The sequence below is a fragment of the Streptomyces sp. NPDC088810 genome, assembly GCF_044750305.1.
Classification (GTDB): domain Bacteria; phylum Actinomycetota; class Actinomycetes; order Streptomycetales; family Streptomycetaceae; genus Streptomyces.
In genome coordinates this window covers 212,021-237,147 of sequence record NZ_JBIVJQ010000004.1, presented here as the reverse complement: position 1 = coordinate 237,147, position 25,127 = coordinate 212,021, and the positions used below count along the sequence as shown (strand labels likewise).

At 73.1% G+C, this 25,127-nt stretch carries 23 protein-coding genes; 12 read left to right on the top strand and 11 right to left on the bottom strand.

Going from position 1 to position 25,127, the window contains the following annotated elements; all coding sequences use genetic code 11:
* The first annotated feature begins 74 nt into the window (after window positions 1-74).
* Entirely contained in the window at window positions 75-776 is a 702-nt protein-coding gene (locus ACIP4Y_RS15640; RefSeq protein ID WP_401393041.1) for a PH domain-containing protein, read from the top strand.
* A gap of 124 nt (window positions 777-900) precedes the next feature.
* The gene (locus ACIP4Y_RS15635; protein WP_401393038.1) at window positions 901-2,550 is read left to right on the top strand and encodes a hypothetical protein; all 1,650 of its coding nucleotides are present in this window, start codon (window positions 901-903) and stop codon (window positions 2,548-2,550) included.
* Window positions 2,551-2,599: 49 nt separating this feature from the next.
* On the opposite strand, the gene ACIP4Y_RS15630 is transcribed toward ACIP4Y_RS15635, so the two are convergent.
* The 3 genes from ACIP4Y_RS15630 to ACIP4Y_RS15620 all read right to left on the bottom strand — a co-directional run bounded on the left by ACIP4Y_RS15630 (window position 2,600) and on the right by ACIP4Y_RS15620 (window position 6,343).
* Window positions 2,600-4,231 (bottom strand): phospho-sugar mutase, encoded by a 1,632-nt coding sequence (locus ACIP4Y_RS15630; protein ID WP_401393035.1) that lies wholly within the window; start codon window positions 4,229-4,231, stop codon window positions 2,600-2,602.
* Window positions 4,232-4,945: 714 nt separating this feature from the next.
* Window positions 4,946-5,770, bottom strand: coding sequence for a purine-nucleoside phosphorylase (locus ACIP4Y_RS15625; protein WP_401393032.1), 825 nt, complete (start codon window positions 5,768-5,770; stop codon window positions 4,946-4,948).
* A 135-nt stretch (window positions 5,771-5,905) separates the two neighbouring features.
* Window positions 5,906-6,343, bottom strand: coding sequence for a gamma-glutamylcyclotransferase (locus tag ACIP4Y_RS15620; RefSeq protein ID WP_030345780.1), 438 nt, complete (start codon window positions 6,341-6,343; stop codon window positions 5,906-5,908).
* 96 nt (window positions 6,344-6,439) lie between these two features.
* Here ACIP4Y_RS15620 and ACIP4Y_RS15615 point away from each other — a divergent pair, with 96 nt between their 5' ends.
* Together ACIP4Y_RS15615 and ACIP4Y_RS15610 are read left to right on the top strand one after the other, a co-directional pair.
* The gene (locus tag ACIP4Y_RS15615) at window positions 6,440-7,888 is read left to right on the top strand and encodes an NAD(P)H-quinone dehydrogenase (RefSeq protein WP_401393029.1); all 1,449 of its coding nucleotides are present in this window, start codon (window positions 6,440-6,442) and stop codon (window positions 7,886-7,888) included.
* 166 nt (window positions 7,889-8,054) lie between these two features.
* Complete coding sequence (locus ACIP4Y_RS15610) at window positions 8,055-8,999, top strand: DeoR/GlpR family DNA-binding transcription regulator (RefSeq protein WP_401393026.1); 945 nt, start codon at window positions 8,055-8,057, stop codon at window positions 8,997-8,999.
* Between the two features lie 325 nt (window positions 9,000-9,324).
* Here ACIP4Y_RS15610 and ACIP4Y_RS15605 read toward each other — a convergent pair whose 3' ends face one another.
* Window positions 9,325-11,097, bottom strand: coding sequence for an acetyl/propionyl/methylcrotonyl-CoA carboxylase subunit alpha (locus ACIP4Y_RS15605; RefSeq protein WP_401393023.1), 1,773 nt, complete (start codon window positions 11,095-11,097; stop codon window positions 9,325-9,327).
* A 379-nt stretch (window positions 11,098-11,476) separates the two neighbouring features.
* Between ACIP4Y_RS15605 and ACIP4Y_RS15600 the strand changes: the two genes are divergently transcribed.
* The gene (locus ACIP4Y_RS15600; protein ID WP_401393020.1) at window positions 11,477-12,049 is read left to right on the top strand and encodes a hypothetical protein; all 573 of its coding nucleotides are present in this window, start codon (window positions 11,477-11,479) and stop codon (window positions 12,047-12,049) included.
* Here the strand turns inward: ACIP4Y_RS15600 and ACIP4Y_RS15595 are convergent.
* The 4 genes from ACIP4Y_RS15595 to ACIP4Y_RS15580 all read right to left on the bottom strand — a co-directional run bounded on the left by ACIP4Y_RS15595 (window position 12,021) and on the right by ACIP4Y_RS15580 (window position 14,720).
* Window positions 12,021-12,638 (bottom strand): Maf family protein, encoded by a 618-nt coding sequence (locus ACIP4Y_RS15595; RefSeq protein WP_401393017.1) that lies wholly within the window; start codon window positions 12,636-12,638, stop codon window positions 12,021-12,023. The genes ACIP4Y_RS15600 and ACIP4Y_RS15595 overlap by 29 nt on opposite strands.
* A 32-nt stretch (window positions 12,639-12,670) precedes the next feature.
* A complete protein-coding gene (gene mmpB / locus ACIP4Y_RS15590; protein ID WP_401393014.1) occupies window positions 12,671-12,799 on the bottom strand; it encodes a morphogenic membrane protein MmpB in 129 nt (42 codons plus the stop codon).
* 79 nt (window positions 12,800-12,878) lie between these two features.
* Window positions 12,879-13,088, bottom strand: a complete 210-nt coding sequence (locus ACIP4Y_RS15585) for an acyl-CoA carboxylase epsilon subunit (RefSeq protein WP_401393011.1) — start codon at window positions 13,086-13,088, stop codon at window positions 12,879-12,881.
* Between the two features lie 36 nt (window positions 13,089-13,124).
* On the bottom strand, window positions 13,125-14,720 hold the full coding sequence (locus ACIP4Y_RS15580) for an acyl-CoA carboxylase subunit beta (RefSeq protein ID WP_401393008.1): 1,596 nt from the start codon (window positions 14,718-14,720) through the stop codon (window positions 13,125-13,127).
* Between the two features lie 110 nt (window positions 14,721-14,830).
* Here ACIP4Y_RS15580 and ACIP4Y_RS15575 point away from each other — a divergent pair, with 110 nt between their 5' ends.
* Window positions 14,831-15,691 (top strand): biotin--[acetyl-CoA-carboxylase] ligase, encoded by an 861-nt coding sequence (locus ACIP4Y_RS15575; protein WP_358643308.1) that lies wholly within the window; start codon window positions 14,831-14,833, stop codon window positions 15,689-15,691.
* A gap of 596 nt (window positions 15,692-16,287) precedes the next feature.
* The gene (locus tag ACIP4Y_RS15570) at window positions 16,288-17,400 is read left to right on the top strand and encodes an adenylate/guanylate cyclase domain-containing protein (RefSeq protein ID WP_358643306.1); all 1,113 of its coding nucleotides are present in this window, start codon (window positions 16,288-16,290) and stop codon (window positions 17,398-17,400) included.
* 10 nt (window positions 17,401-17,410) lie between these two features.
* Here ACIP4Y_RS15570 and ACIP4Y_RS15565 read toward each other — a convergent pair whose 3' ends face one another.
* Window positions 17,411-18,031 carry a hypothetical protein gene (locus ACIP4Y_RS15565; protein WP_401393004.1) on the bottom strand — a complete coding sequence of 207 codons (621 nt, stop codon included), beginning with the start codon at window positions 18,029-18,031 and terminating at the stop codon, window positions 17,411-17,413.
* Window positions 18,032-18,225: 194 nt separating this feature from the next.
* On the opposite strand from ACIP4Y_RS15565, the gene ACIP4Y_RS15560 reads away from it, so the two are divergent.
* From ACIP4Y_RS15560 to hutH, 3 genes are all read left to right on the top strand, one after another.
* Complete coding sequence (locus ACIP4Y_RS15560; RefSeq protein WP_358643302.1) at window positions 18,226-19,020, top strand: enoyl-CoA hydratase-related protein; 795 nt, start codon at window positions 18,226-18,228, stop codon at window positions 19,018-19,020.
* Between the two features lie 163 nt (window positions 19,021-19,183).
* Entirely contained in the window at window positions 19,184-20,326 is a 1,143-nt protein-coding gene (locus tag ACIP4Y_RS15555) for a diguanylate cyclase domain-containing protein (RefSeq protein WP_401393000.1), read from the top strand.
* A gap of 88 nt (window positions 20,327-20,414) precedes the next feature.
* Window positions 20,415-21,953, top strand: a complete 1,539-nt coding sequence (gene hutH / locus ACIP4Y_RS15550; protein ID WP_401393923.1) for a histidine ammonia-lyase — start codon at window positions 20,415-20,417, stop codon at window positions 21,951-21,953.
* Window positions 21,954-22,006: 53 nt separating this feature from the next.
* Here the strand turns inward: hutH and ACIP4Y_RS15545 are convergent, their stop codons facing one another.
* Together ACIP4Y_RS15545 and ACIP4Y_RS15540 are read right to left on the bottom strand one after the other, a co-directional pair.
* Window positions 22,007-22,801 carry a hypothetical protein gene (locus ACIP4Y_RS15545; protein WP_401392997.1) on the bottom strand — a complete coding sequence of 265 codons (795 nt, stop codon included), beginning with the start codon at window positions 22,799-22,801 and terminating at the stop codon, window positions 22,007-22,009.
* A gap of 42 nt (window positions 22,802-22,843) precedes the next feature.
* Complete coding sequence (locus ACIP4Y_RS15540) at window positions 22,844-23,173, bottom strand: LAETG motif-containing sortase-dependent surface protein (RefSeq protein WP_401392994.1); 330 nt, start codon at window positions 23,171-23,173, stop codon at window positions 22,844-22,846.
* Window positions 23,174-23,282: 109 nt separating this feature from the next.
* On the opposite strand from ACIP4Y_RS15540, the gene ACIP4Y_RS15535 reads away from it, so the two are divergent.
* Entirely contained in the window at window positions 23,283-23,627 is a 345-nt protein-coding gene (locus ACIP4Y_RS15535) for a hypothetical protein (protein ID WP_401392991.1), read from the top strand.
* Between the two features lie 227 nt (window positions 23,628-23,854).
* Complete coding sequence (locus ACIP4Y_RS15530) at window positions 23,855-25,105, top strand: Ig-like domain-containing protein (RefSeq protein WP_401392989.1); 1,251 nt, start codon at window positions 23,855-23,857, stop codon at window positions 25,103-25,105.
* Window positions 25,106-25,127 lie beyond the last annotated feature (22 nt).

Below are 25,127 nucleotides of genomic sequence, written 5' to 3'. Positions count from 1 at the left end.
TGCCGAGATCACGGATGAGCGCCGGTTCCAGGGCGCCTGGCCGCACCGCCGACGGTGTCGTGCAGAATCGGGCCATGACCACCCCGGACCACCCGTCACCCGCGTCACCGCCCCCGGCGCCCGCCGCCAAGGACCGGATCTACCGCTCGCCCCTGGGGCTGGCGGGCGGCGTGCTGCTGCTCCTGGTCGTCCTCTGGCTGGGCTTCGACGCCCTGGTCAAGGGCCACGGCCGGACCCCCTGGCTGGCGCTGGCCGGGATGATCCTCATCGTGCCGCTGGTCGTCGCCTTCACGCTCCGCCCCGCGGTCTTCGCGGGCGAGGACCGGCTGCGCGTCCGCAACCCGTTCCGGGTCATCACCCTGCCCTGGGGCGAGGTCGCCACCCTGCGCTCCGGCTACTCCAACGAGGTCGTCGCCAAGTCCGGCACCAAGTACCAGCTGTGGGCCGTCCCCGTCTCGCTGCGCGCCCGCAAGAAGGCGGCCCGCCGGCAGCAGCGGGCGGCGGCCGACGCGGCCCGCGGTGTGACACCGGGCAGCCGGGGCGGCGCGCTCGGCCCCAGCGGCCTCGGCCTCGGCGGGTTCAGCCTGCGCGGACCGGACACCGGGCCGACCCGCGCGGAGACCGACCAGGTCATGGACGACCTGAGGGAACTGCTGGAGCGCCAGGGGGAGGCCGAGTCGGCACAGGGCGAGGTCACCGTGCGGTGGGCGTACGAGGTGGCGGCACCCGCGGTCGCCGGCGCGGTGCTGCTGGGGATCCTGCTGGCCGTGGGGTGACGGCGGGGGCCTTTCCGGTGGCTGGGGAGCGAAGGACGGCCCTTTCCGGCCGGGTGCGGCTGCCGTAGCGTGCCGCAGCCGGGGGTGATCCAGCCGTTCACCCCTGCCTAGTGTCTGGAAAGCGATGAGTACGACCCCCGGACGGCTGCTGCCGCTGCCCGCTTCCGCCCTGCCCGTGCCCGACGGCGGCCCTGCCTGGAGCGGGGAGCAGGCCCGCCGCTGGCTCGGCGCGCTGCCGCCGCGCCGGGTGCCCCTGCCGTCCGGGAACGGACACCTGCTGACCGCGCTGTGCACCGCCGTGGCGGTCACGGGACTGCTGGTGCTGCCCGCCGGATGGGAGCCGTGGGCCGCCGCGCTGGCGGCGCTGCACGCGCTGTGGCTGTGCGTGCGCCCGGAGATCGTGCCGGTGTCGGCGCCGGTGCTCGCGGTACTGCTGGTCGTCCTGCGGCCGGACACGGGCCGGCCGGAGACGGCGGCCGTCGTGGCCGTCCTGGCCTTGGTCTGGGCCGCGGCCGTGCTGCGGCTGGTGGCACGGCGCCGGCAGCGGGAGCGGGCCGAGGAGGCGGCCGACGGGGTCACCGCCCCGTTGCCGGACGCCGGCCTGCCCCTGCCGCGCGGCCGGTTCCTGATCGTGGCCGGGGCCGTCCTGCTCGCCCTCGGGACCGGCGCGGTCGTGCTCACCTCGGCCCAGGCGGCGCGGGCGGTGCCGGCGCTCGCCTGGCTGGTGGCGGGCCAGGGCCTGACCGCACTGGTCTCCGGGCTCCTGGGCCGCCGCCGGGCCACCGCCCTGCGTGCCGCGCCGGCGCCCGTCCTCCGGGTGCTCGTCCGCGAGGGCGCCGACGGGGACACCGAGGTGTTCGCCGCCGACGACACGGCCGGGCTGCGCCCCCTGTTCCGGGTCGCAGTCACGGAGACCCGGGACGGCGACCCGGCGGCGGACGACGAGGAAGAGGCGCAGGCGCTCCTGGCGCGGCTCGACCGGGAGGGGCCGGGGCCGCTGCGGGAGGCCGTGCTGTACGGCGTGCCCTGCGACGGCGCCGAGATCCTGCTGGTCACGGCCGCCGAGGAGGCGGACCGGCCACCGGTGTGCGAACGGTCGTCGGGACCCGTACGGCCCCTGTCCGACGCGTCCGTACGGCGCGCACTGGCCCGGGAGACGCGCCGGACGGCCCGGCGGACGGCGTACGCGGAGCTGCGCCGGTCGGCCGGGGAGACCGTCGCCCGGGGCGCGGAGGCGGCCGGCGGGGCCCCGGCGGGCGTACGGCAGTGGCGGGCGGGTGTGCTGGACCGGCTCTGCGCGCTGCTGCTGGTGCTCTGGGCCGGCAGCCTCTTCTGGGGGGAGACCGGCGGGTGGCGCTACGCGCTCGTTGCCGTCGCCGGTTTCGTCGGTGCGCTGTGGCTGCCCCACTGGCTCGCCTGGCGGGTCACGGCGGACCGTGAGGGGCTGTGGTTCAACGGGCTGCGCGGGCCCCGGCACCTCCCCTGGGACGAGATCAGGACCGTCGAGTGCAAGGGCACCGAGCTTACGGTGGACAGCCGGCGGGCCTCGTTCACCGCCTGGTCGGCGCACGCGCCCCGTTGGCCCTGGCTGGAGCGCAGGTTCCGGCTCCTGCACCCGCACGAGCGGGCCGCCGGCGAGATCATCGCCCTGTGGCGCACCCCTGCGCTGCGGCCGTCGGTACCCGCCGAGGACGGGCAGCGGGGCCGGCCACTGTGGCCGCTGGCGCTGGTGCTGGAGCTCGTCTGGACGGCGGCGCTGGTGTTCCTGCCCTGACGGTCCGCCGCCGGGGCACCCCTGGGGGCGCCCCGGCGGCGTCGGAACCTCAGATGCCGGCGGCCGCCGACAGGTCGCGCTTGACGGCCGTCAGCAGCTCGGCCGCGCGGGTGCGGGCGGCCGGCAGACCGGCGTGCGCGGAGACCGGCACGACGACCTCCAGGTAGCACTTCAGCTTGGGCTCGGTGCCGCTGGGGCGGACGATGACCCGGGCGCCGTCCAGGGTGTAGCGCAGGCCGTCCGTGGGCGGCAGCTTCTCCGTGCCCCGGGTCAGGTCCTCGGCCCGGACGATGGGCAGGCCGGCCAGCTCGGTCGGCGGCTGCTCGCGCAGCCGGCGCATCGCGTCCGCGATCAGCGAGAGGTCCTGGACGCGGACCGACAGCTGGTCGGTGGCGTGCAGGCCGTGCTCCACGGCGAGGTCGTCGAGCAGGTCGAGGAGGGTACGGCCCTCCTCCTTCAGCACGGACGCCAGCTCCGTGATCAGCAGCGCGGCGGTGATGCCGTCCTTGTCGCGCACGCCCTCCGGGTCCACGCAGTAGCCGAGGGCCTCCTCGTAGCCGTAGCGCAGGCCGTCGACGCGGGCGATCCACTTGAAGCCGGTCAGCGTCTCCTCGTACGGCAGCCCCGCCTTCTCGGCGATCCGGCCGAGCAGGGAGGAGGAGACGATCGACTCCGCGAAGGTGCCCCGGGCGCCGCGGCGCACCAGGTGGGCGGCGAGCAGCGCGCCGACCTCGTCGCCGCGCAGCATCCGCCAGTCGCCGCCGTCCTTGACGGCCACGGCGCAGCGGTCGGCGTCCGGGTCGTTGGCGATGACGAGGTCCGGGTCGGTGGTGCGGGCCTGCGCGAACGCCAGGTCCATCGCGCCCGGCTCCTCCGGGTTCGGGAAGGCGACCGTCGGGAAGTCCGGGTCCGGGTCGGCCTGCTCGGCGACCAGCACCGGCTCGGGGAAGCCGGCGCGGGCGAAGGCCGCCAGCAGGACGTCCTTGCCGACGCCGTGCATGGCCGTGTAGACCGTGCGGGCGGTGCGGGGGGAACCGGCGGCCAGGACGGCGTCCGTACGGGCCAGATAGGCGTCCAGGACCGCGTCGTCCAGGGTCTCCCAGCCGGCGTCCGGACGGGGTACGTCGTGCAGGGAGGCGATCGCGTCGATCTCGGCGGCGATCTCCGCGTCCGCCGGCGGGACGATCTGGGAGCCGTCGCCGAGGTAGACCTTGTAGCCGTTGTCCCGGGGCGGGTTGTGGCTGGCGGTGACCTCCACGCCCGCGACCGCGCCGAGGTGCCTTATCGCGAAGGCCAGGACGGGGGTGGGCAGCGGGCGGGGGAGTACGGCGGCGCGCAGGCCGGCGCCGGTCATCACGGCGGCGGTGTCGCGGGCGAAGTCGGCGGACTTGTGGCGGGCGTCGTAGCCGATGACGACGACTCCGTCGGTGTGGCCCTGCTTCTTCAGGTACGCGGCGAGGCCGGCGGCGGCGCGGATGACGACGCTGCGGTTCATGCGCATCGGGCCCGCGCCGAGTTCGCCTCGCAGGCCGGCGGTGCCGAACTGGAGCGTGCCGCTGAAGCGGGCGGACAGCTCCGCCGTGTCACCGGCCTCGATCAGCTTGGCCAGTTCGTCGCGGGTCTCCTGGTCCGGGTCCTCGGCGAGCCAGGCCTTGGCCCGGGCGATGAGATCGTCGTGCACCTTGGGATCAACCTCTCCTGTGTTTGCCTGATGTGCCCAGCCACCCGACTCCCTCGGCTGGAGGGCGAACGAGCGGGCGCCCCACCATCACGGCACCGCACCCGCTCAGCATCCCTGCGGTACCGCGTCCTGCTCAGCGCTCAGCCGTACCGCGTCCCGCTCGGCGTACCCACCGCCACGCGTCACGCTGACCCGGTCCCAGCACTGTGCCCGGCTCGGCCCGCGCGCTACCGCACCCTGCCACGGCACGCGCTCCGCAGGACCGCAGCGGACCCCGCCCGACCGCCGCGGCACGCCGGCTCGGCTCAGCCCGGCCCCGAGACCGCGCCGCACTCAGCCAGGCCGCAGAGCCGCGCCCGGCTCAGCTCGGCCGCCGCGCGGCGCCGCGCTCTGCCAGACCGCCGAACCGTCTCCGGCTCAGCCGCGCCGCGCCCAGCCAGACAGCCGATCCGTGTCCGGCTCGGCTTGGCTGTCGTACCGCGCCGCACTCAGTCGGACCACGAACCGCGCGCGGTCAGTCCGACCGCGACCGACGCCGCGCGCAGCCAGGCAGCCGATCCGTGTCCGGCTCGGCTGGCCGCTGTACCGCGTCGGCTCAGCTTGGCCGTCGTACCGCGCTGGACTCTGTCAGACAGGCGAACCGCGCCCGGCTCAGCCGGACCGCAGCACCGCGTCGTACTCGGCCGGGCCGTCGAGCCTCAGTCCGGCCTCCGCTCAGATGCGGCCCAGTACCTGGGCCAGCAGTTCGCCCATGCGGGCGGCCGAGTCGCGGCCGGCCTGGAGGACCTCCTCGTGGTTGAGGGGTTCGCCGGTCATGCCCGCGGCCAGGTTGGTGACCAGGGAGATGCCGAGGACCTCCGCGCCGGCCTCGCGGGCGGCGATCGCCTCGAGGACCGTGGACATGCCCACGAGGTCCGCGCCGATGACGCGGGCCATGCGGATCTCGGCCGGGGTCTCGTAGTGCGGGCCGGGGAACTGGGCGTAGACGCCCTCCTCCAGCGTGGGGTCGATCTCCTTGCACAGGGCGCGCAGGCGCGGCGAGTACAGGTCCGTCAGGTCGACGAAGTTGGCGCCGACGATCGGGGAGGTCGCCGTCAGGTTGATGTGGTCGCTGATCAGGACCGGCTGGCCGGGGCGCATGCCCTCGCGCAGACCGCCGCAGCCGTTGGTGAGCACGATGGTCTTGCAGCCGGCCGCCACGGCGGTGCGCACACCGTGGGCGACGGCGGCGACGCCACGGCCCTCGTAGTAGTGGGTGCGGCCCAGGAAGACCAGGGCGCGCTTGTCACCGAAGGAGTACGAGCGGATCTTTCCGCCGTGGCCCTCGACGGCCGGCGGCGGGAAGCCGGGCAGCTCGGTGACCTGGAACTCGGCGTCGGGCGCGCCCAGGGCGTCGACGGCCGGAGCCCAGCCGGAGCCCATCACGAGGGCGACGTCGTGGGTCTCGGCGCCGGTGAGGGCGCGCAGGCGCGCGGCGGCGGCGTCGGCGGCGGCGTAGGGGTCGCCCTGGATGTCGTCCGGAAGAAGAGATGCGTTCACGCCGATGAGGGTAACCGGTCTTCGCCTACGCGCGTAGATGACAGAGCCCACGGGTTTGGGTCCGTTGTCTTGTCGGTTTCCACAAACGCGGGGCGAAAGGGGAGGAAAAGAGGAGGCAGACGGCGCGGTGCCGGGTCAGCAGGGGCGCTTGCGGAGTTCCATCACATAGTCGTGCGGCGCCCCCGCCGACTCCGCCGCGTCGGCGACCTCGCCCAGGTACCGCGCCGACGGCAGTCCGCCCTCGTAGGCGTTGAGGACGTACGCCCAGGCCGGCTCCTCACCGTCCAGCGTGTGCACGCGCACGCGTACCCGGCGGTAGATCTGCAGCCCCACGCCCTCCCACCGGTCCAGCGACTCCTCGTCCATGGGGGCGATGTCGTACAGGCCGACGAAGACCTGCGCCAGCGGGTCCTCGACGATCGTCGCCAGCGCGCCCTCCCAGCCGAGCTGCTCGCCGCCGAAGGTCAGCCGCCAGCCGTTCAGCCACCCGGTGGCGCGCAGCGGGGAGTGCGGGGCGCGGCGGGACATCAGGCGCGCGTCGAGGTTGCCGGCGTACGCGGCATAGAGCGACATGCACAGAGGGTACGGCAGGCGTACCGCACGCCTCGGACGCCCCGGGAGCGACCCGGCGGCGCCCCCGGGCAGTAGCACCTTGAAGCGTGCGGGACAATGGAGTACGTGACTCGGATCGTGATCATCGGTGGCGGACCCGGCGGATACGAAGCGGCGCTGGTCGCCGCTCAGCTCGGCGCGGAGGTGACCGTCGTCGACTGCGACGGTCTGGGCGGAGCGTCGGTGCTGACCGACTGCGTGCCGTCGAAGACCCTTATCGCTACGGCCGAGGTCATGACGACCTTCGACTCGTCGTACGAAGAGCTCGGCATCATCGTCGCCGACGACACCCCGCCGCTGGAGCAGGCGGCCCGGGTGGTCGGTGTGGACCTCGGCAAGGTCAACCGCCGGGTGAAGCGGCTCGCGCTCGCCCAGTCGCACGACATCACCGCCTCCGTCACCCGCGCCGGCGCCCGGGTCATGCGCGGCCGCGGCCGGCTGGACGGCATGCAGGCCCTCGACGGCTCCCGCAAGGTGATCGTCACCGCCGCCGACGGCGCCGAGGAGACCCTCACCGCCGACGCCGTCCTCATCGCCACCGGCGGTCACCCGCGCGAGCTGCCCGACGCCCAGCCCGACGGCGAGCGCATCCTGAACTGGACCCAGGTCTACGACCTCACCGAGCTGCCGGAAGAGCTGATCGTGGTCGGCTCGGGCGTCACCGGTGCCGAGTTCGCCGGCGCCTACCAGGCCCTCGGGTCCAAGGTCACGCTCGTCTCCTCCCGCGACCGCGTGCTGCCGGGCGAGGACCCGGACGCCGCCGCCGTCCTGGAGGACGTCTTCCGCCGCCGTGGCATGAACGTCATGGCCCGCTCCCGCGCGCAGTCCGCCAAGCGCGTCGGCGACCGGGTCGAGGTGACGCTGGCCGACGGCCGGGTCATCAGCGGCTCGCACTGCCTGATGGCCGTCGGCGCCGTCCCGAACAGCGCGGGACTGGGTCTGGAGGAGGCCGGGGTCAAGCTGCGCGAGTCCGGGCACATCTGGACCGACAAGGTCTCGCGCACGACTGCGCCCGGCGTGTACGCGGCCGGTGACGTGACCGGCGTGTTCGCCCTGGCCTCCGTCGCCGCCATGCAGGGACGTATCGCCATGTACCACTTCCTGGGCGACGCGGTGGCCCCGCTGAACCTGAAGACGGTCTCCTCGAACGTCTTCACCGACCCGGAGATCGCGACGGTCGGCTACACACAGGCGGACGTGGACGCGGGCAAGATCGACGCGCGGGTCGTCAAGCTGCCCCTCCTGCGCAACCCGCGCGCCAAGATGCAGGGCATCCGGGACGGCTTCGTGAAGATCTTCTGCCGGCCCGGCACCGGCATCGTCGTCGGCGGTGTCGTCGTGGCCCCCCGCGCCTCGGAACTGATCCACCCCATCTCGATCGCCGTCGACAACAATCTGACGGTCGAACAGATCGCGAACGCGTTCACGGTGTACCCCTCCCTTTCGGGGTCGATCGCGGAGGTCGCCCGGCAGCTGCACACCCGCAAGGCGAGCGCGGAGGGCTGACGGGGCCGGTCGACTTCCCGCTGGTGACGGGGAGTTGCCGCGCATGCGGGCGGCATAGTCGGGGCGGGTAGGTCCTATACCACTTCCCGCCCTGCCATGCGAACAACTTCTGTTATTCGGCGCAAACTGCTGAAACCAGACGGTCGCTGGGGTTACTGTCAGTTTCGTGTTCGCTGCTGAACGTCGCCAATTGATCCTCGAAATGGTGCGAGCGAACGGTGCCGTGTCGCTCCGTGAACTCGCCCGCGTCGTCCAGACCTCCGAAGTGACCGTACGGCGGGACGTGCGCGCACTGGAGGCAGAAGGACTCCTCGACCGCCGGCACGGCGGTGCGGTACTGCCGGGCGGTTTCACGCGGGAGTCCGGCTTTCCGCAGAAATCGCATCTCGCGACCGCCGAGAAGACGGCCATCGCCGACCTCGCGGCGGGCCTCGTCGAAGAAGGCGAGGCGATCGTGGTCGGGGCCGGTACGACCACGCAGGAGCTGGCCCGCCGCCTGGCGCGCGTGCCGGGCCTGACGGTCGTCACCAACTCCCTCCTGGTCGCCCAGGCCTTGGCCCATGCCAACCGGGTGGAGGTCGTGATGACCGGGGGCACCCTGCGCGGGTCCAACTACGCCCTCGTCGGCTCCGGCGCCGAGCAGTCCCTGCAGGGCCTGCGGGTGTCGAAGGCCTTCCTCTCCGGGAGCGGCCTGACGGCCGAACGCGGCCTGTCCACCTCCAACATGCTCTCGGCATCCGTCGACCGGGCCCTCGTCCAGGCCGCCGCGGAGGTCGTGGTCCTCGCCGACCACACCAAGCTCGGCACGGACACGATGTTCCAGACCGTGCCGACGGACCTCATCACCCGGCTGGTCACCGACGAGCCACCCGTCCACGACGACCGGGCCGCCACGGAGTTGCAGGCGCTCGCCGACCAGGGGGTGCAGATCGCCGTCGCGGGGGCGAGCGGAAGCCCGGGGGGTGACCAGGTCCCGGCGGGCCGCCGCGCCCCCCTGCCGGGACCACGACGCGGCCACGTACCCGGCTCCTCCCCCCTGCGCTCCGCCACGGGCCTGGGCGACCCGGCATCCCCCGACCGCGGCCGCGTAGCCGACCTGCGCCGCCGATGACGACGGCACGGGCGCGGGGCGGGTGACGCGCCGTCCCGCGGGCCGCCGGTGCCGCCGGTTCACCGGCGCACCACGGCGGGCGGTACGACGTGCAGGCGACCGTCGGGGGGCGCGCCCGGGTGCCCGCCCGGCCGGCGGCCCTGGCAGCAGGGAGGGCGCCGGGAGGGCGAAGCACCCCCGCGGCTCCCCTGAACCGCTCGACCACATCACCCACCTGACGGTGAATCGTTCCGCCGATCGGCCCAGCCCGTACGAGCCCGCAAACGCCACGCCCGGCGGGCCGTGAGGAGTGGCCGCCGGGCGTGGCTGGGGATGGTGGAGCGGGTCAGTCCTTGATCTCGCAGATCGCGGCGCCCGAGGTGATGGAGGCGCCGACCTCGGCGGTCAGGCCCTTGATGGTGCCCGCCTTGTGGGCGTTGAGAGGCTGTTCCATCTTCATGGCCTCCAGGACGACGACCAGGTCGCCCTCCTTGACCTCCTGGCCCTCCTCGACGGCGATCTTGACGATCGTGCCCTGCATGGGCGACGCGAGGGTGTCGCCGGAGGCGACCGGACCGGACTTCTTCGCCGCGCGGCGCTTCGGCTTGGCACCGGCCGCAAGGCCCGTGCGGGCCAGGGACATGCCGAGCGAGGACGGGAGGGAGACCTCCAGGCGCTTGCCGCCGACCTCGACGACGACCGTCTCGCGGCCCAGCTCCTCCTCCGCCTCGGCGTCGGCCGGAGCGGCGAACGGCTTGATCTCGTTGACGAACTCCGTCTCGATCCAGCGGGTGTGGACCGTGAAGGGGTCGGCGGAGCCGGTCAGTTCCGGAGCGAACGCCGGGTCCCGCACCACCACGCGGTGGAAGGGGATCGCCGTCGCCATGCCCTCGACCTGGAACTCGTCCAGCGCGCGGGCGGCCCGCTCCAGGGCCTCCTTGCGGGTACGGCCCGTCACGATCAGCTTGGCCAGCAGGGAGTCCCACGCCGGGCCGATGACCGCGCCGGACTCCACGCCCGCGTCCAGGCGGACGCCGGGACCGGACGGCGGGTCGAACCGGGTGACCGTGCCGGGGGCCGGGAGGAAGTTGCGGCCCGGGTCCTCGCCGTTGATCCGGAACTCGAACGAGTGTCCGCGCAGCACCGGGTCGTCGTACCCCAGCTCCTCGCCGTCGGCGATGCGGAACATCTCGCGGACCAGGTCGATGCCGGCGACCTCCTCGGTCACCGGGTGCTCGACCTGGAGACGGGTGTTGACCTCCAGGAAGGAGATCGTGCCGTCCTGGCCGACCAGGAACTCACAGGTGCCCGCGCCCTCGTAGCGGGCCTCCTTCAGGATGGCCTTGGAGGCGCGGTACAGCTCGGCGACCTGCTCCTCGGACAGGAACGGCGCCGGGGCCTCCTCCACCAGCTTCTGGTGCCGGCGCTGCAGGGAGCAGTCACGGGTGGAGACGACGACCACGTTGCCGTGCTTGTCGGCCAGGCACTGGGTCTCCACGTGCCGCGGACGGTCCAGGTAGCGCTCGACGAAGCACTCGCCGCGGCCGAAGGCGGCCACCGCCTCGCGCACCGCCGACTCGTACAGCTCCGGGACCTCTTCCAGGGTCCGGGCGACCTTCAGACCGCGGCCGCCGCCGCCGAAGGCAGCCTTGATCGCGATCGGCAGGCCGTGCTCCCGGGCGAAGGCCACGACCTCGTCGGCGCCGCTCACCGGGTCGGGCGTACCGGCGACCAGCGGCGCGCCGGCGCGCTGGGCGATGTGCCGGGCGGCGACCTTGTCACCCAGGTCGCGGATGGCCTGCGGCGGCGGGCCGATCCAGATCAGGCCCGCGTCCAGGACCGCCTGCGCGAAGTCGGCGTTCTCCGAAAGGAAGCCGTACCCCGGATGGACGGCGTCCGCGCCGGACTCGCGCGCCGCGTTCAAGATCTTGTCGATGACCAGATAACTGGTGGCCGGAGTGTCACCGCCCAGGGCGAACGCCTCATCCGCGGCGCGGACATGCAGAGCGTCCCGGTCCGGGTCGGCGTAGACGGCCACGCTCGCGATCCCGGCGTCCCGGCAGGCCCGGGCCACGCGGACAGCGATTTCGCCACGGTTGGCGATGAGCACCTTGCGCACGATTGAGGCTCCCTCCTTGAAACAAGCCGAGTTTAGGGACTGCCGACACGGCACTTCGACCCGTCCCCAGTGGTGAGCTTGCCCACACGGAGCGTGATGCGAGGCTCGCTCGACCCGCGAAAGCCCTTGTCGCACCACGGTACGCAGGACTCCTTCGGAAAACCCTAGCCCTGTCATGTGGCCAAGGTCTCTGTGAGGGCGTGCTGCGGCCCACTCTGATTCTTTGTCGAGTCCCTACGAATGGCCCAATGATTCTTTGCTGCCGCCCGAACCCTTGTCCCCCGGTTTACCCGTTAGTAGCGTTCGCGCTGTCTCGAACGAACCCGAGGTAACAGGCTGTCGGTGTGAGAGTGGGTGGGGCCCGGTGGTGCGCAGACCGGTGGCATGGGTCGTGGCGGTCGTCCTCCTGGCGGAGGCCGTCCTCATCGCCGCGCTGAACTGGTTCCTCGGAGTGGTCGTCGACCGGCAGGACATGTCCCTGGCCGGCCTCGACCCGGACGTCATGTCGACGTCCTCGAAGGCCGGCGGGGTGGTCTTCGGCCTCTACTTCGCCCTGTGCGCGCTGGTGGCCGTGCTCGTCGCGGTACGCGACCGCGCCCCGGCCGGCGTCGGCCGCGTCCTGCTGATCAGCGCGGCCGTCGTGCACGGCCTGCTCGGCGCGTTCGCCTGGGGCCTGGTCGGCTGGACGGCGTTCCTGTTCATGGTGGCCGTACTCGGGCTGATCGTGCTGCTCCTGATGACGTACGACCGTACGGGTGGCCCGGAGAGCCCGGCGGCCGGCGACGGCGTGCCGGGGCAGGGCGAGGGACCGGCCGCGCGGCCGGAGCCGGGCGCGAGTCCAGCCGGCGCGGGCGCGCCGGTGAGCCGTACGGACGAACCGCAGGACGGGGACGAGGAGCCCCAGGACTCCGTCCCCGCCCAGATCACCCTTCCGGCGACCACAACTCCGTGATGCCCACGCCCAGTTCCCCGAGGAGCCTGCGGACCAGGGGCAGGCTGATGCCGATCACGTTGCCGTGGTCGCCGTCGATGCCCTCGATGAACGGCGCCGAACGGCCGTCCAGGGTGAACGCGCCGGCGACGTGCAGCGGCTCCCCGGAGGCCACGTAGGCGGCGATCTCCTCGTCGCTGGGCTCGCCGAACCGGACGACGGTGGAGGCGGTCGCCGACACGTACCGCTTGGCCTCCGTGTCCCACACACAATGGCCCGTCTGGAGCACTCCGGCCCGCCCGCGCATGGACTTCCAGCGGGCGGTGGCCTCCTCGGCGTCGGCCGGCTTGCCGAGCGCCTGCCCGTCCAGCTCCAGCACCGAGTCGCAGCCGATCACCAGGGCGCCCTGCACCTCCGGCTTCGCCGCCACGACCGACGCCTTCGCCTCGGCCAGGGCGAGCGCCAGCTCCGCCGGGGTGGGCGCGGTGACGGCGTCCTCGTCGACACCGCTGACGATCACCTCGGGGGCGAGACCGGCCTGCCGGAGCAGGGCCAGCCGGGCGGGGGACTGGGAGGCGAGCACGAGTCGCCTGCGGCGTTTGGCAGTCATGCGGCCAGGTTAGTCAGGCTGTGCCGCCCGGCTCACCTCAGCCCGATCACGATCATGAACAGGACCATGGCCAGAGCCATGAGGAAGCCGAGCCGCCGAAGCATGTTCTGCATGTCGCGCAGTTCTTCCGGCGGCTCGTCTTCAGGGTCTGACCACAGCACTCGTCCAGCGTGCGGCTGGGGTGGGGTCGGGCGCCTGAGTACTGCTACTCAAGTCGGCGCCCGGTGACGACGGATTCGCTCAGCTCGGCCAGTACGTGCGGGTCCAGGATGCCGGGCCCGGGCTGGGGACCCGGGCCGCCGCGATCCTCGACGGGTCGGACCACGCGTCCCTCGGGCCCTCCGCGCCGGACGGCGTTGCCGCTGCCGCCGCGGCGCGGACGCGGACCACCGCCAGGGCGGCGGCCAGCTCCTCCGGGGTCGGATTGCCTCGTACGACCTTGATGTTCATGACCGCTCCCAGGGTCGGCAGGGCTTGGCGGGGGACCTAGAGGGGGATGTTGCCGTGCTTCTTCGGGGGCAGGGATTCCCGCTTGGTGCGCAGCTGACGCAGGCCGCGCACGATGTGGGCCCGGGTGTCGGACGGCATGATCACGGCGTCGATGTAGCCTCGCTCGGCCGCGACGTAGGGGTTGAGGAGAGTGTCCTCGTACTCCTGGATCAGCCGCGCCCGGACCGCCTCGACGTCCTCACCGCTCGCCTCGGCCTCGGCGATGGTGCGGCGGTGCAGGATGTTGACCGCGCCCTGGGCGCCCATGACGGCGATCTGGGCGGTGGGCCAGGCCAGGTTGAGGTCGGCACCCAGGTGCTTGGAGCCCATGACGTCGTACGCGCCGCCGAAGGCCTTGCGGGTGATGACGGTGATGAGCGGGACGGTGGCCTCGGCGTAGGCGTAGATCAGCTTGGCGCCGCGCCGGATGATGCCGTCGTGCTCCTGGCCGACGCCGGGCAGGAAGCCGGGCACGTCCACGAAGGTCAGCACCGGGATGTTGAAGGCGTCGCAGGTCCGCACGAAGCGGGCGGCCTTCTCGCTCGCCGTGATGTCGAGGCAGCCGGCGAACTGCATCGGCTGGTTGGCGACCACGCCCACCGGGTGGCCCTCGACCCGCCCGAACCCGGTGAGGATGTTCGGCGCGAACAGGGCCTGGGTCTCGAAGAACTCCGCGTCGTCCAGGACGTGCTCGATCACCGTGTGCATGTCGTACGGCTGGTTGGCGCTGTCCGGCACCACGGTGTCCAGCTCGCGGTCCTCGTCGCCGACGGAGAGGTCCGCCTCCTCCGGGAAGACCGGGGGCTCGGAGAGGTTGTTGGACGGCAGGTACGACAGCAGCTGCTTGACGTACTCGATGGCGTCCTTCTCGTCGCCGGCCATGTGGTGGGCCACGCCGGAGGCGGTGTTGTGGGTGCGGGCGCCGCCCAGCTCCTCGAAGCCGACGTCCTCGCCGGTGACGGTCTTGATGACGTCCGGACCGGTGATGAACATGTGCGAGGTCTGGTCGACCATGACCGTGAAGTCGGTGATGGCCGGGGAGTAGACCGCGCCGCCCGCGCAGGGCCCGACGACCAGCGAGATCTGCGGGATGACACCGCTGGCGTGGGTGTTGCGGCGGAAGATCTCGCCGTACGCGCCCAGGGAGGCGACGCCCTCCTGGATGCGGGCGCCGCCGGAGTCGTTGATGCCGATGACCGGGCAGCCGGTCTTCAGCGCGAAGTCCATGACCTTGACGATCTTCTGGCCGTAGACCTCGCCCAGCGCCCCGCCGAAGACGGTGAAGTCCTGCGAGAACACGGCGACCGGGCGGCCGTCGACGGTTCCGTACCCGGTGACGACCCCGTCCCCGTACGGCCGGTTCTGCTCCAGCCCGAAGTTGGTGGAGCGGTGCCGGGCGAACTCGTCCAGCTCGACGAAGGAACCGTCGTCGAGCAGCAGTTCGATCCGCTCACGGGCCGTCAGTTTGCCCTTGGCGTGCTGCTTCTCGACGGCGCGTTCCGAGCCGGCGTGCGTCGCCTCGTGGATGCGGCGCTGGAGATCCGCCAGCTTGCCCGCGGTCGTGTGAATGTCGATCTCTTCCGGCTCGGACATCGGGATGCGGCTCCCTGCCTGCTCAAAAGGGGGGACGGTTACTCATCCGTAGAGTAGTGGCGGCCCTACGGATCAGCAGTGCGTCGTTTACCACACCTAGGGTGGCTTGCATGACGCCGCAGAATCCATCAGACGACAGCCGCTGGTCCGACCTGGACCGTCCGCCCCTGAACGCCGCGGCACTGCGGCGCGGGCTGGTCCGGGAGGGGGGCCTGTACCGCGAGATCGAGGTGGTGCAGCGGACCGGCTCCACCAACTCCGACCTCGCCGCGCGGGCCGCCGAGGGGAAGGCCGGCGAGGGGGCGGTGCTGGTGGCGGAGGAGCAGACGGCCGGCCGGGGCCGGCTGGACCGCCGCTGGACCGCGCCGCCGCGCTCGGGTCTGTTCTTCTCCGTGCTGCTGAAGCCCGCCGAGGTGCCGGTGGCCCGCTGGGGGTGGCTGCCGCTGCTGACGGGCGTGGCGGTGGCGACCGGGCTGTCCCGGGCGGCGGGCGTCGACACGGCACTCAAGTGGCCGAACGACCTGCTGGTCACCGTCGGCGGGGAGGAGCGCAAGGCCGGGGGGATCCTCGCCGAGCGGGCCGGTACGGACGGCGTCGTCGTCGGCGTGGGCATCAACGTCACCCTGCGGGCGGACGAACTCCCCGTCCCGCAGGCGGGCTCCCTCGCGCTGGCCGGGGCGCTGGGCACGGACCGGGATCCGCTGCTGCGTGCGGTGCTGCGGTCGCTGGAGGACTGGTACGGGCGGTGGCGGGCCGCGGGCGGCGACCCCTCGGTGAGCGGCCTCCAGGAGACGTACACGGCCGGCTGCGCCACGCTCGGCCGCATGGTGCGGGCGGAGCTGCCGGGGGAGCGGGCGGTGGTGGGCGAGGCCGTGGCACTGGACGGCGACGGCCGCTTGATCATCGCCACGGAGGAGGGGGTGCAGGAGCCGGTGGGTGCGGGGGACATCGTCCATCTCCGGCCGGCGTAGGGGTACGGCTGTGCCGGCGCGGGTGCCGGCGCTGCCCGCAGCTACGAGCGCCCCGATGGGGCGCGGGGAACTGCGCGAACGGCCATGCGTCCCGCGGCCGGCGTCGGCGGGTGGGGGTACGGGAGCCGGTGGGTGCGGGGGACATCGTCCATCTCCGGCCGGCGTAGGGCGCCGAGTGGGCTGGGGCGCCGTCGCAGGGGGGCGTCCGCGGAACTGCGCGGAACGGCCGGCCGAGCAGTTCCGGCGTCGACGCGCCGATCGCTGCGGGCGGACACCTCCCGGCACGTCCCCTTCCCGCCGTGGGCGGCTGCGGCGCCATGCGGCCGAGGGCACGGCAGCACCCCAAGGGGCGCGGGGAACTGCGCGAACGGCCACGGGGCACCGCGGGCGGATTACCGCGAGTCTGGCCCTGGACCTGCGCCGATGCGGGGTCCGGGGGCGCAGCCCCCTGGGGTGGCCGGCAGCGGCGTCGGTCCACGCGACCGGTACCGGCAAGTGACCCCCCGGCCGAACCCAACGGAGTGAGCTGGCGCACACCTGCCGTAGAGTTGAGGCCGGTCGATACCTGACCGCGGCAGATCGGAAGGGCAGCAGGCGTGACCGTCGACGACACGGGCTCCGGCGCTGGCGGGGACCCCCACGCCGCCGACACCGGCGAGGACCCGCTGGCCCTGCGGCTCGAACAGCTCATCCTGGGCGCCGAGCGCCGCTACACCCCGTTCCAGGCCGCCCGCAGCGCCGGCGTCTCCATGGAGCTGGCGTCCCGCTTCTGGCGGGCGATGGGCTTCGCGGACATCGGTCAGGCCAAGGCCCTCACCGAGGCAGACGTCCTCGCCCTGCGCCGGCTCGCCGGTCTGGTGGAGGCGGGCCTGCTGAGCGAGGCGATGGCGGTGCAGGTGGCCCGGTCCACCGGACAGACCACCGCCCGGTTGGCCGAGTGGCAGATCGACTCCTTCCTGGAGGGGCTGACCGAGCCCCCCGAGCCCGGGATGACCCGCACCGAGGTGACGTACCCGATCGTCGAGCTGCTCCTGCCCGAGCTGGAGGAGTTCCTCGTCTACGTCTGGCGCCGCCAGCTCGCCGCCTCCGCCGGCCGGGTCGTGCAGACGGGTGACGACGAGGAGATGGTCGACCGGCGCCTGGCCGTCGGCTTCGCCGACCTGGTCGGCTTCACCCGCCTCACCCGCCGTATGGAGGAAGAGGAGCTGGGCGAGCTGGTCGAGGCGTTCGAGACGACCGCCGCCGACCTGGTCGCCGCGCGCGGCGGCCGGCTCATCAAGACCCTCGGCGACGAGGTGCTGTACGCGGCGGACGACGCCGGCACGGCCGCGGACATCGCGCTGCGGCTGGTGGAGACGCTGTCGAACGACGAGACGATGCCCGAGCTGCGCGTCGGCATGGCGTTCGGCACGGTGACCACCCGTATGGGTGATGTGTTCGGTACGACGGTGAACCTGGCCTCCCGGCTGACCTCCATAGCGCCGCGCGACGCCGTCCTGGTGGACAGCGCCTTCGCCGAGGAGCTGATCCGCAGCGGCGAGGCGCCCGCCTCGGAGGCGGAGGCGGCGGAGGCCGCCGCGGCCGCCGAGAAGGAGGGCGAGGAACCGCCGACGTACCGTTTCGCGCTCCAGCCGATGTGGCAGCGCCCGGTGCGCGGGCTCGGCGTGGTCGAGCCGTGGCTGCTCACCCGCCGCGACAGCCGGCCGTAGCCGCCGCCCGCTATCCCCCGTGGCCGCCGAGTACGTCCACGCACAGGCCGATCACCGGCACGCACACCCCGCCCGGACGGGGCTCCGCCGTGCCCCGGCTCGGGGTGGGGGCAGGGGTCGGCGTGGGGGTCGCCGGGGCCGGGCGCGGGGCGGACGCCGTCGGCGCGGGGCCTGTCGTGCCGCCGGGTGCGCCCGGGATGCCGGTCGTGTGGGCGGTCGGTACGGCGGTGGGGCCGGGCGGCGCCGTGGCCGTACCCGGCGCCGTGCCCGGGGCGGTGCGGGCCGGGGACCCGGTGGGCGTGGGCGCGAGGCTGCGGCCGCCCATCGCGGAGGTCGCCGAGGGCAGTGCGGTGGGGGCGGCGGCGATGGTGGCCGAGGTGTTCGCGGAGCCGTCCGGGGCCCGGCCGCCCGGATCGAGCCGGGGCTCCGCCTCCGCCGTACCGGAGGCGCCGACCCCCGCGTCCGGAGCCATCCGGACCAGGCTGAGCACCCCCGCGGCCAGGGCGAGACCGCCGGCGGCGAGCAGGACCTTGCGGGGGCGGGGCTTGCGGTGCCGCCCGCGCCGTACTCCCGGCGCACTCCCCGGCGCGCGCTCCTGGTCCGCAGCCAACTGTCCAGGTATCGGTGTCATGGGTCCCCTCCCCGCCGCGCGCCCGGGGCGCGCCGTGGCGCACGCTATGCGCTCGTGTGGGCGAAGTGCGCGGAGACGGCCGGGATGTCACTCGAACGGGCGAACGGGCGCAGTGCCCCGGGCTTCCCGGAAGGGGGTGCGGCTGCGATGATCGGGCCGACGGTCAGTTAACCCGCGTTAACCGGAGGGGTGTCATGAGCGAGGAGCGGTTCGGGGAGTTCGTGCTGGTGCGGCGGCACGGGCACGTCGCGGAGCTGGTGCTGGACCGGCCCAAGGCGATGAACGCCGTCTCCACGGAGATGGCCCGGTCCCTCGCGGGCGCGTGCGCCGCGCTCGCCGCCGACCGGGACGCCCGGGTGGTCGTCCTGACCTCGTCGCACGAACGGGCGTTCTGCGTGGGCGCGGACCTGAAGGAGCGGAACTCCTTCACCGACGCCGACCTGGTGCGCCAGCGGCCGGTGGCGCGGGCCGCGTACACCGGGGTGCTGGAGCTGCCGATGCCGACCGTCGCGGCGGTGCACGGCTTCGCGCTGGGCGGCGGTTTCGAGCTGGCGCTGTCCTGCGACCTGATCGTGGCCGACGCCACGGCCGTGGTGGGGCTGCCGGAGGTGTCCGTGGGCGTGATCCCGGGCGGAGGCGGCACGCAGCTGCTGCCCCGGCGGGTCGGTGCAGCGCGCGCCGCCGAGCTGATCTTCTCGGCGCGGCGGGTGGAGGCCGCGGAGGCGGCCGAGCTGGGGCTGGTGGACCGGCTGGTGGAGGCCGGCCGGGACCGCGAGGAGGCGCTGGCGCTCGGGCAGCGCATCGCCGGGAACTCGCCGGTGGGCCTGCGGGCGGCGAAGCGGGCGCTGCGGCTGGGGCACGGGCTGGACCTGCGGGCCGGCCTGGAGGTCGAGGACGCGGCCTGGCGCTCGGTGGCCTTCTCCGGCGACCGCGCGGAGGGCGTGGCGGCCTTCAACGAGAAGCGTGCACCGCAGTGGCCGGGGGAGTGAGGCGCCTGCTGCCGGGCGCCCCGCAGGGGCGTGGGGAACCGCGCGACCGGCCACGGCGCACCCGCACCGGCGACGGCCCGCAGCCCCCGCCCCGTAGCAGCACATTCCACCTGATCGCCGCACCAATGTCCCGAACCCCATCAATCCTCCCTAATCTGGAGTAATGGCTGAGGACAAGCGGCTGGCCGCAGTCGTGGCGCTGGCGCAGGGCATGGCGGCGGCCCACACCCCGCGGGAGTGCTGGCAGGCCGCCGCCCTCGGCGCCTGCCACGCACTGGACGGCAGCTTCGCCGCGCTGTCGGTGTGGGAACGGGAACTCGGCCGCCTCCGGGTCCTCGTGAACGTCGGGGACCGCGCCCCCGACGAGGAGGAGTTCCCGGAGGCCGAGACCTACCCGGTGCACCAGTTCCCGGAGATCACCGAGTTCCTGCACGAGCGGTGGGCCGGCGGCGGCGGCCCCAACGCCTGGGTGGAGACGGCCGGGGGAACGGCCGCCGGCGACCCCGGTTACTTCCACCAGCGCGTCGCCGCCCTGCGCCGCCGGCGCCGCGGCTGCTGTGTCGTCGCCCCCGTCGTCCTGCACGGCCGCGCCTGGGGCGAGCTGTACGTGGCGCGCGCGGCCGGCGAAGCCCTCTTCGGGCGGGCCGACGCCGACTTCGCCACCGTGCTCGCCGCCGTGGTCGCCGCCGGCATCGCGCAGACCGAGCGGCTGGAGGAGGCCCGCCGGCTCGCGTTCACCGACGCCCTGACCGGCCTCGCCAACCGCCGGGCCGTGGACGTACGGCTGGAGGAGGCCGTGGAGCGGCACCGCGCGGACGGCGTGGTCGTCAGCCTCGTCGTCTGCGACCTCAACGGGCTCAAGCGGGTCAACGACACCCTCGGGCACGCCGTCGGCGACCGCCTGCTCGAACGTTTCGGCTCGGTGCTGTCGCTGTGCGGCGCGATGGTGCCGGGCGCGCTGGCCGCGCGGCTCGGCGGGGACGAGTTCTGCCTGCTCGCGATCGGGCCGCCCGCCGACGACGTGGTGAAGGCCGCGGACGAACTGTGCCGCCGGGCCGGGGAGTTGGAGCTGGGGGAGGGTGTGGCGTGCGGGGTCGCCTCGACCGAGGACCCGATCGGGCAGGTGCGGGACGCCCGCCGGCTGTTCCGGCTCGCGGACGCCGCCCAGTACCGGGCCAAGGCCACCCGCAGGGACCGGCCGGTGGTGGCCGGCCGGGAGGGGCCGGACGATCCGGTCGTACGGCTGGCCGACGAGCCGCCGCCCTCGCGGGCCGAGCGGCGCCGGTTCCGCGGGCGCCGGCCGTGAGGCGAAGCCCACACCGCGCGGTAAGGGTCACCCCCGGTCCCCACTAGTGACATCCCCGCATTCAATGCGTACGCTCCTGAATATGGATATGCACACTGTGGTGGTGGGGACGTCCGGTGTCACGGCGTCCGACGTTCTCGCCGTGGCGCGCGGCGGTGCCCGCATCGAGCTGTCGGCCGAAGCCGTGGCGGCCCTCGCGGCGGCCCGGGAGATCGTGGACGCGCTGGCGGCCAAGCCGGACCCGGTCTACGGCGTCTCCACCGGCTTCGGCGCCCTGGCGACCCGGCACATCAGCCAGGAACTGCGCGCACAGCTGCAGCGCAACATCGTCCGCTCGCACGCCGCCGGCATGGGGCCGCGGGTCGAGCGGGAAGTCGTACGGGCCCTGATGTTCCTCCGGCTCAAGACCGTCTGCTCCGGGCACACCGGTGTGCGGCCCGAGGTCGCGCAGACGATGGCCGACGTGCTGAACGCCGGGATCACCCCGGTCGTGCACGAGTACGGCTCCCTCGGCTGCTCCGGCGACCTGGCCCCGCTGTCCCACTGCGCCCTCGCGCTCATGGGCGAGGGGGAGGCCGAGGGCCCCGACGGCGTCGTACGGCCCGCCGGCGAGCTGCTCGCCGAGCACGGGATCCAGCCCGTCGAACTGCGCGAGAAGGAGGGCCTCGCCCTCCTCAACGGCACCGACGGCATGCTCGGCATGCTGGTCATGGCCCTCGCCGACCTCGACACCCTCTACAAGTCCGCCGACGTCACCGCCGCCCTCAGCCTGGAGGCGCTGCTCGGCACGGACAAGGTGCTCGCCCCCGAGCTGCACGCCATCCGCCCGCACCCGGGCCAGGGCGCCTCCGCCGCCAACATGCTGGCCGTACTGGAGGGTTCGGGCCTCACCGGGCACCACCAGGACGACGCGCCCCGCGTCCAGGACGCCTACTCGGTGCGCTGCGCCCCGCAGGTCGCCGGCGCCGGACGCGACACCCTCGCGCACGCCCGCCTGGTCGCCGAGCGGGAGCTGGCCTCCGCCGTCGACAACCCCGTCGTGCTGCCCGACGGCCGCGTGGAGTCCAACGGCAACTTCCACGGCGCGCCCGTCGCCTACGTCCTGGACTTCCTCGCCATCGCCGCCGCCGACCTCGGCTCCATCGCCGAGCGCCGCACCGACCGGCTGCTGGACAAGAACCGCAGCCACGGGCTTCCGCCCTTCCTCGCGGACGACGCCGGTGTCGACTCCGGTCTGATGATCGCCCAGTACACGCAGGCCGCGCTGGTCAGCGAGATGAAGCGGCTGGCCGTACCGGCCTCCGCGGACTCCATCCCGTCCTCCGCCATGCAGGAGGACCACGTCTCCATGGGCTGGTCGGCCGCGCGCAAGCTGCGCACCGCCGTCGACAACCTCACCCGGATCATCGCCATCGAGCTGTACGCGGCCACCCGCGCCGTCGAACTGCGCGAGGGCCTCACCCCGGCACCCGCCACCCAGGCCGTCATCGAGGCCGTACGGGCCGCGGGCGTGCAGGGCCCGGGTCCGGACCGCTTCCTGGCACCCGACCTGGCCGCCGCCGACGCGTTCGTGCGCAGCGGTGACCTGGTGGCGGCCGTGGAGAAGGTCACCGGCCCGCTCCGGTGAACGCGAAGGGGCCCCGGCACCGGCCGGGGCCCCTCGACGCTACGGACGAAACGTCACTTCAGCTTGGCGGCCTGCGCCTTCACGACCGGAGCGGAGACCGTGTAGGCCTTCTTGCTCATCATCGCGCCGATGTTGATGGTGGTGTACACGGCGAGGGTGTTCCCGTGCCGCACGACCTCGGCGTGCAGCGGCAGGACGCCGTCCTTGCCCGCGTCGTTGGTCCCGGTGAAGGCCACCGACGCGTCACCGGTGCCGGAGGACTTCTCCTCGGCGACCTTGGTGAACTTGCCCTTCTCGCCGGCCTGCTCGCCGGAGAAGCCGGCCGCGCACGCCTTGACCGCGTCGGAGACCGCCTTCAGGCCCTGCTCCGCGCCGTCCCCGTCGTACGAGGCCAGCGTGACCACGGTGACGTCCAGGTCCATGGACTTGCCCAGCGCGTCCTCGAACTTGCCGTTCGCCAGGTCCTCCGGGGACGTGGCGTCGTCCGTGGGGTCCTTCTTCTGCTCCGTGGCCATCCGGCTGGTGTGCGCCGCCGGGTCGCCGGGCGCGATGCCGGTGAACGCCCGGAGCACGGGCTCGCACTTGGCGTCGTCGGCCGTGACCTTGCTCTTGTCGGGGACACCGCCCTCGACGGCACCGACCTTGTGCCCGGGCACGTCACCCTGGGTGATGATCAGCTTCTTCAACTCGGCGGCGCTCAGCGCCTGCGCGGCGGGCTTCCCCGCGTCCTTGCCCGACCCGTTCCCGGAATCCTTCGACTCTTCGCCGCCACAACCCGTGACGAGGGCGAGCGACAACGCGCTCACAGCTGCGGTGGCGCACAGCCGCACGCCCGATGATCTCTTCATGAGCGAACTATGTGGTCGCTGTCAAGGATTCGTCAAGGAAAATTAAAAGCCCAGGCGTTCCCGACGCACCGAATACACGACGAATCCGGCGCCCACGGCGAGGAAGAGACTGCCGCCGACGACGTACGGGGTGGTGTCGAAGCTTCCCGTGTCGGCGAGTTCGGTCTCCGCCGCCCGGTCCGCGGACTCGGCGGCCGCCGCCGTCACGGCTCTGGCCTGCGTGACCTGCTCGGCCTGCGGCGAGGCGGAGGTGGCTGCCGTCTCTCTCGCCGGGGCGTCCTGCGAGGCGTTCGCGGACGGGACGAACCACAGCGCGCACAGGAGGGTCCCCGCGGCGGTGGCGGTCAGCAGCGGACGGCGAGCGGATGACACGGAATATCGATCCCCTTGTGCAGCTGGCGAATTGGCCGTGTGGGGCGATGTTAGTGAAAGGCGCGGGTCACAGGAAAGTCACGGGAGGTTTCAGTCGTACGCTCCCGCCATGAGCACAGAAGAGACATCACGGTTTGTACGGCTTCGCGTGGACCTGGTGCTGGAGGTGCACGACGACGACGCGGTGGCCAAGGCCGCGCTGCGCCGGATCGCCGAGGACCCGGAGCTGCCCGCGGGGGACCGGGCCCCCGCCGAGGGCGCTGTGACGGACGACACCGCGGAGGCCCTGGCCTATCTCGTGGATCCGTTCGACCTGGTGAGCGAGGTGCCCGGGGTGGAGCTCCAGCAGGCGTCCTGGTCCAGCGAGCGCATCGACTACGACCCCGATTCGCCCGACTGGGACCTGGACGAGGATGATGGGGCGGACGACGAGGAAGAGGGCGGCATCGGCTGAGCGTCCCGGGGCACCCAGGACCCCGGACGGCAACCGCCGTCCGGGGTTTCGTCGTCCCAGGGGGGCGCACGGACGGGATCCCGCGGCACCCGCGACCGCGTTTCCGCGGACGTGGGATGCCCCACAGATGCACGGACTGTGGAACGGGACGACCCGGCCGTAGCGTTGAAGGTTCTCGACGGGGACTCTCGGGGTTATCGCGACTCGCAACGATGGAGAAGCTTGTGATGACGGACAGTAAGCGGCGCCGGCGCCTGACGGCCGCGTCCGCTCTGCTCGGCGGTGTGCTGGTGCTGACGGCCTGTTCCGGCGGCGGCGCCGACGGCTCCGGCAGTGGCAGCGGCGACACCTCGCAGGCCAAGGTGGACGAGGCGGCGGCCAAGAAGTCGTCGGAGGCGCAGATCACGATCACGCCGAAGGACGGCTCCAACAACGCCTCCATCAACAACTCCGCCGTCGTCGCGGTGCGCAAGGGCACGCTCACGGGCGTCACGATGACCACCCAGGACGGCAAGGCCGTCGCCGGTCAGCTGTCCGCCGACAAGAAGAGCTGGAAGCCCAGCGTCCAGCTGGAGCGCTCCACCACCTACAAGCTCGCCGCCGAGGCCAAGGACTCCGAGGGCCGCATAGCCCACGAGAACGCCACCTTCACGACGGTCTCCCCGGCCAACAGCTTCATCGGCTCCTTCACCCCGGACAACGGTTCGACGGTCGGCGTCGGCATGCCGGTGTCGATCAACTTCGACAAGGCGATCACCAACAAGGCGGCCGTGCAGAAGGGCATCACGGTCAGCACCAGCAGCGGCCAGGAGGTCGCCTGCCACTGGTTCAACGCCAACCGCATGGACTGCCGCCCGGAGGAGTACTGGAAGGAAGGCTCCACCGTCACCCTGAAGCTGGCCCTCGACGGTGTCGAGGGCGCGGCGGGCGTCCACGGCGTCCAGCAGAAGACGGTCACCTTCCACATAGGCCGCAACCAGGTCTCCTACGTCGACGCGCAGACCCACCAGATGAAGATCACGCAGGACGGCAAGGTCGTCAAGACCATCCCGATCTCCGCAGGCGCCCCCGACAACAAGACGTACGAGGGCCAGATGGTGATCTCGGAGAAGTTCAAGCAGACCCGCATGAACGGCGCCACGGTCGGCTTCAAGGACTCCGACGGCAAGGGCGAGTACGACATCAAGGACGTGCCGCACGCCATGCGCCTGACCACGTCCGGCACCTTCATCCACGGCAACTACTGGGGTGCGCCGTCCGTCTTCGGCAGTGTCAACACCAGCCACGGCTGCGTCGGCCTGCAGGACAAGAAGGGCGCGAACGACCCGAGCACGCCGGCCGCGTGGTTCTTCGACCACTCGCTGATCGGTGACGTCGTGGTCGTCCAGCACACCGGCGACAAGACCGTCTCGCCGGACAACGGCCTCAACGGCTGGAACATGGACTGGGCGCAGTGGAAGGTCGGTTCGGCCGTCTGACAGCCCTCCGCACAGCTCTCTT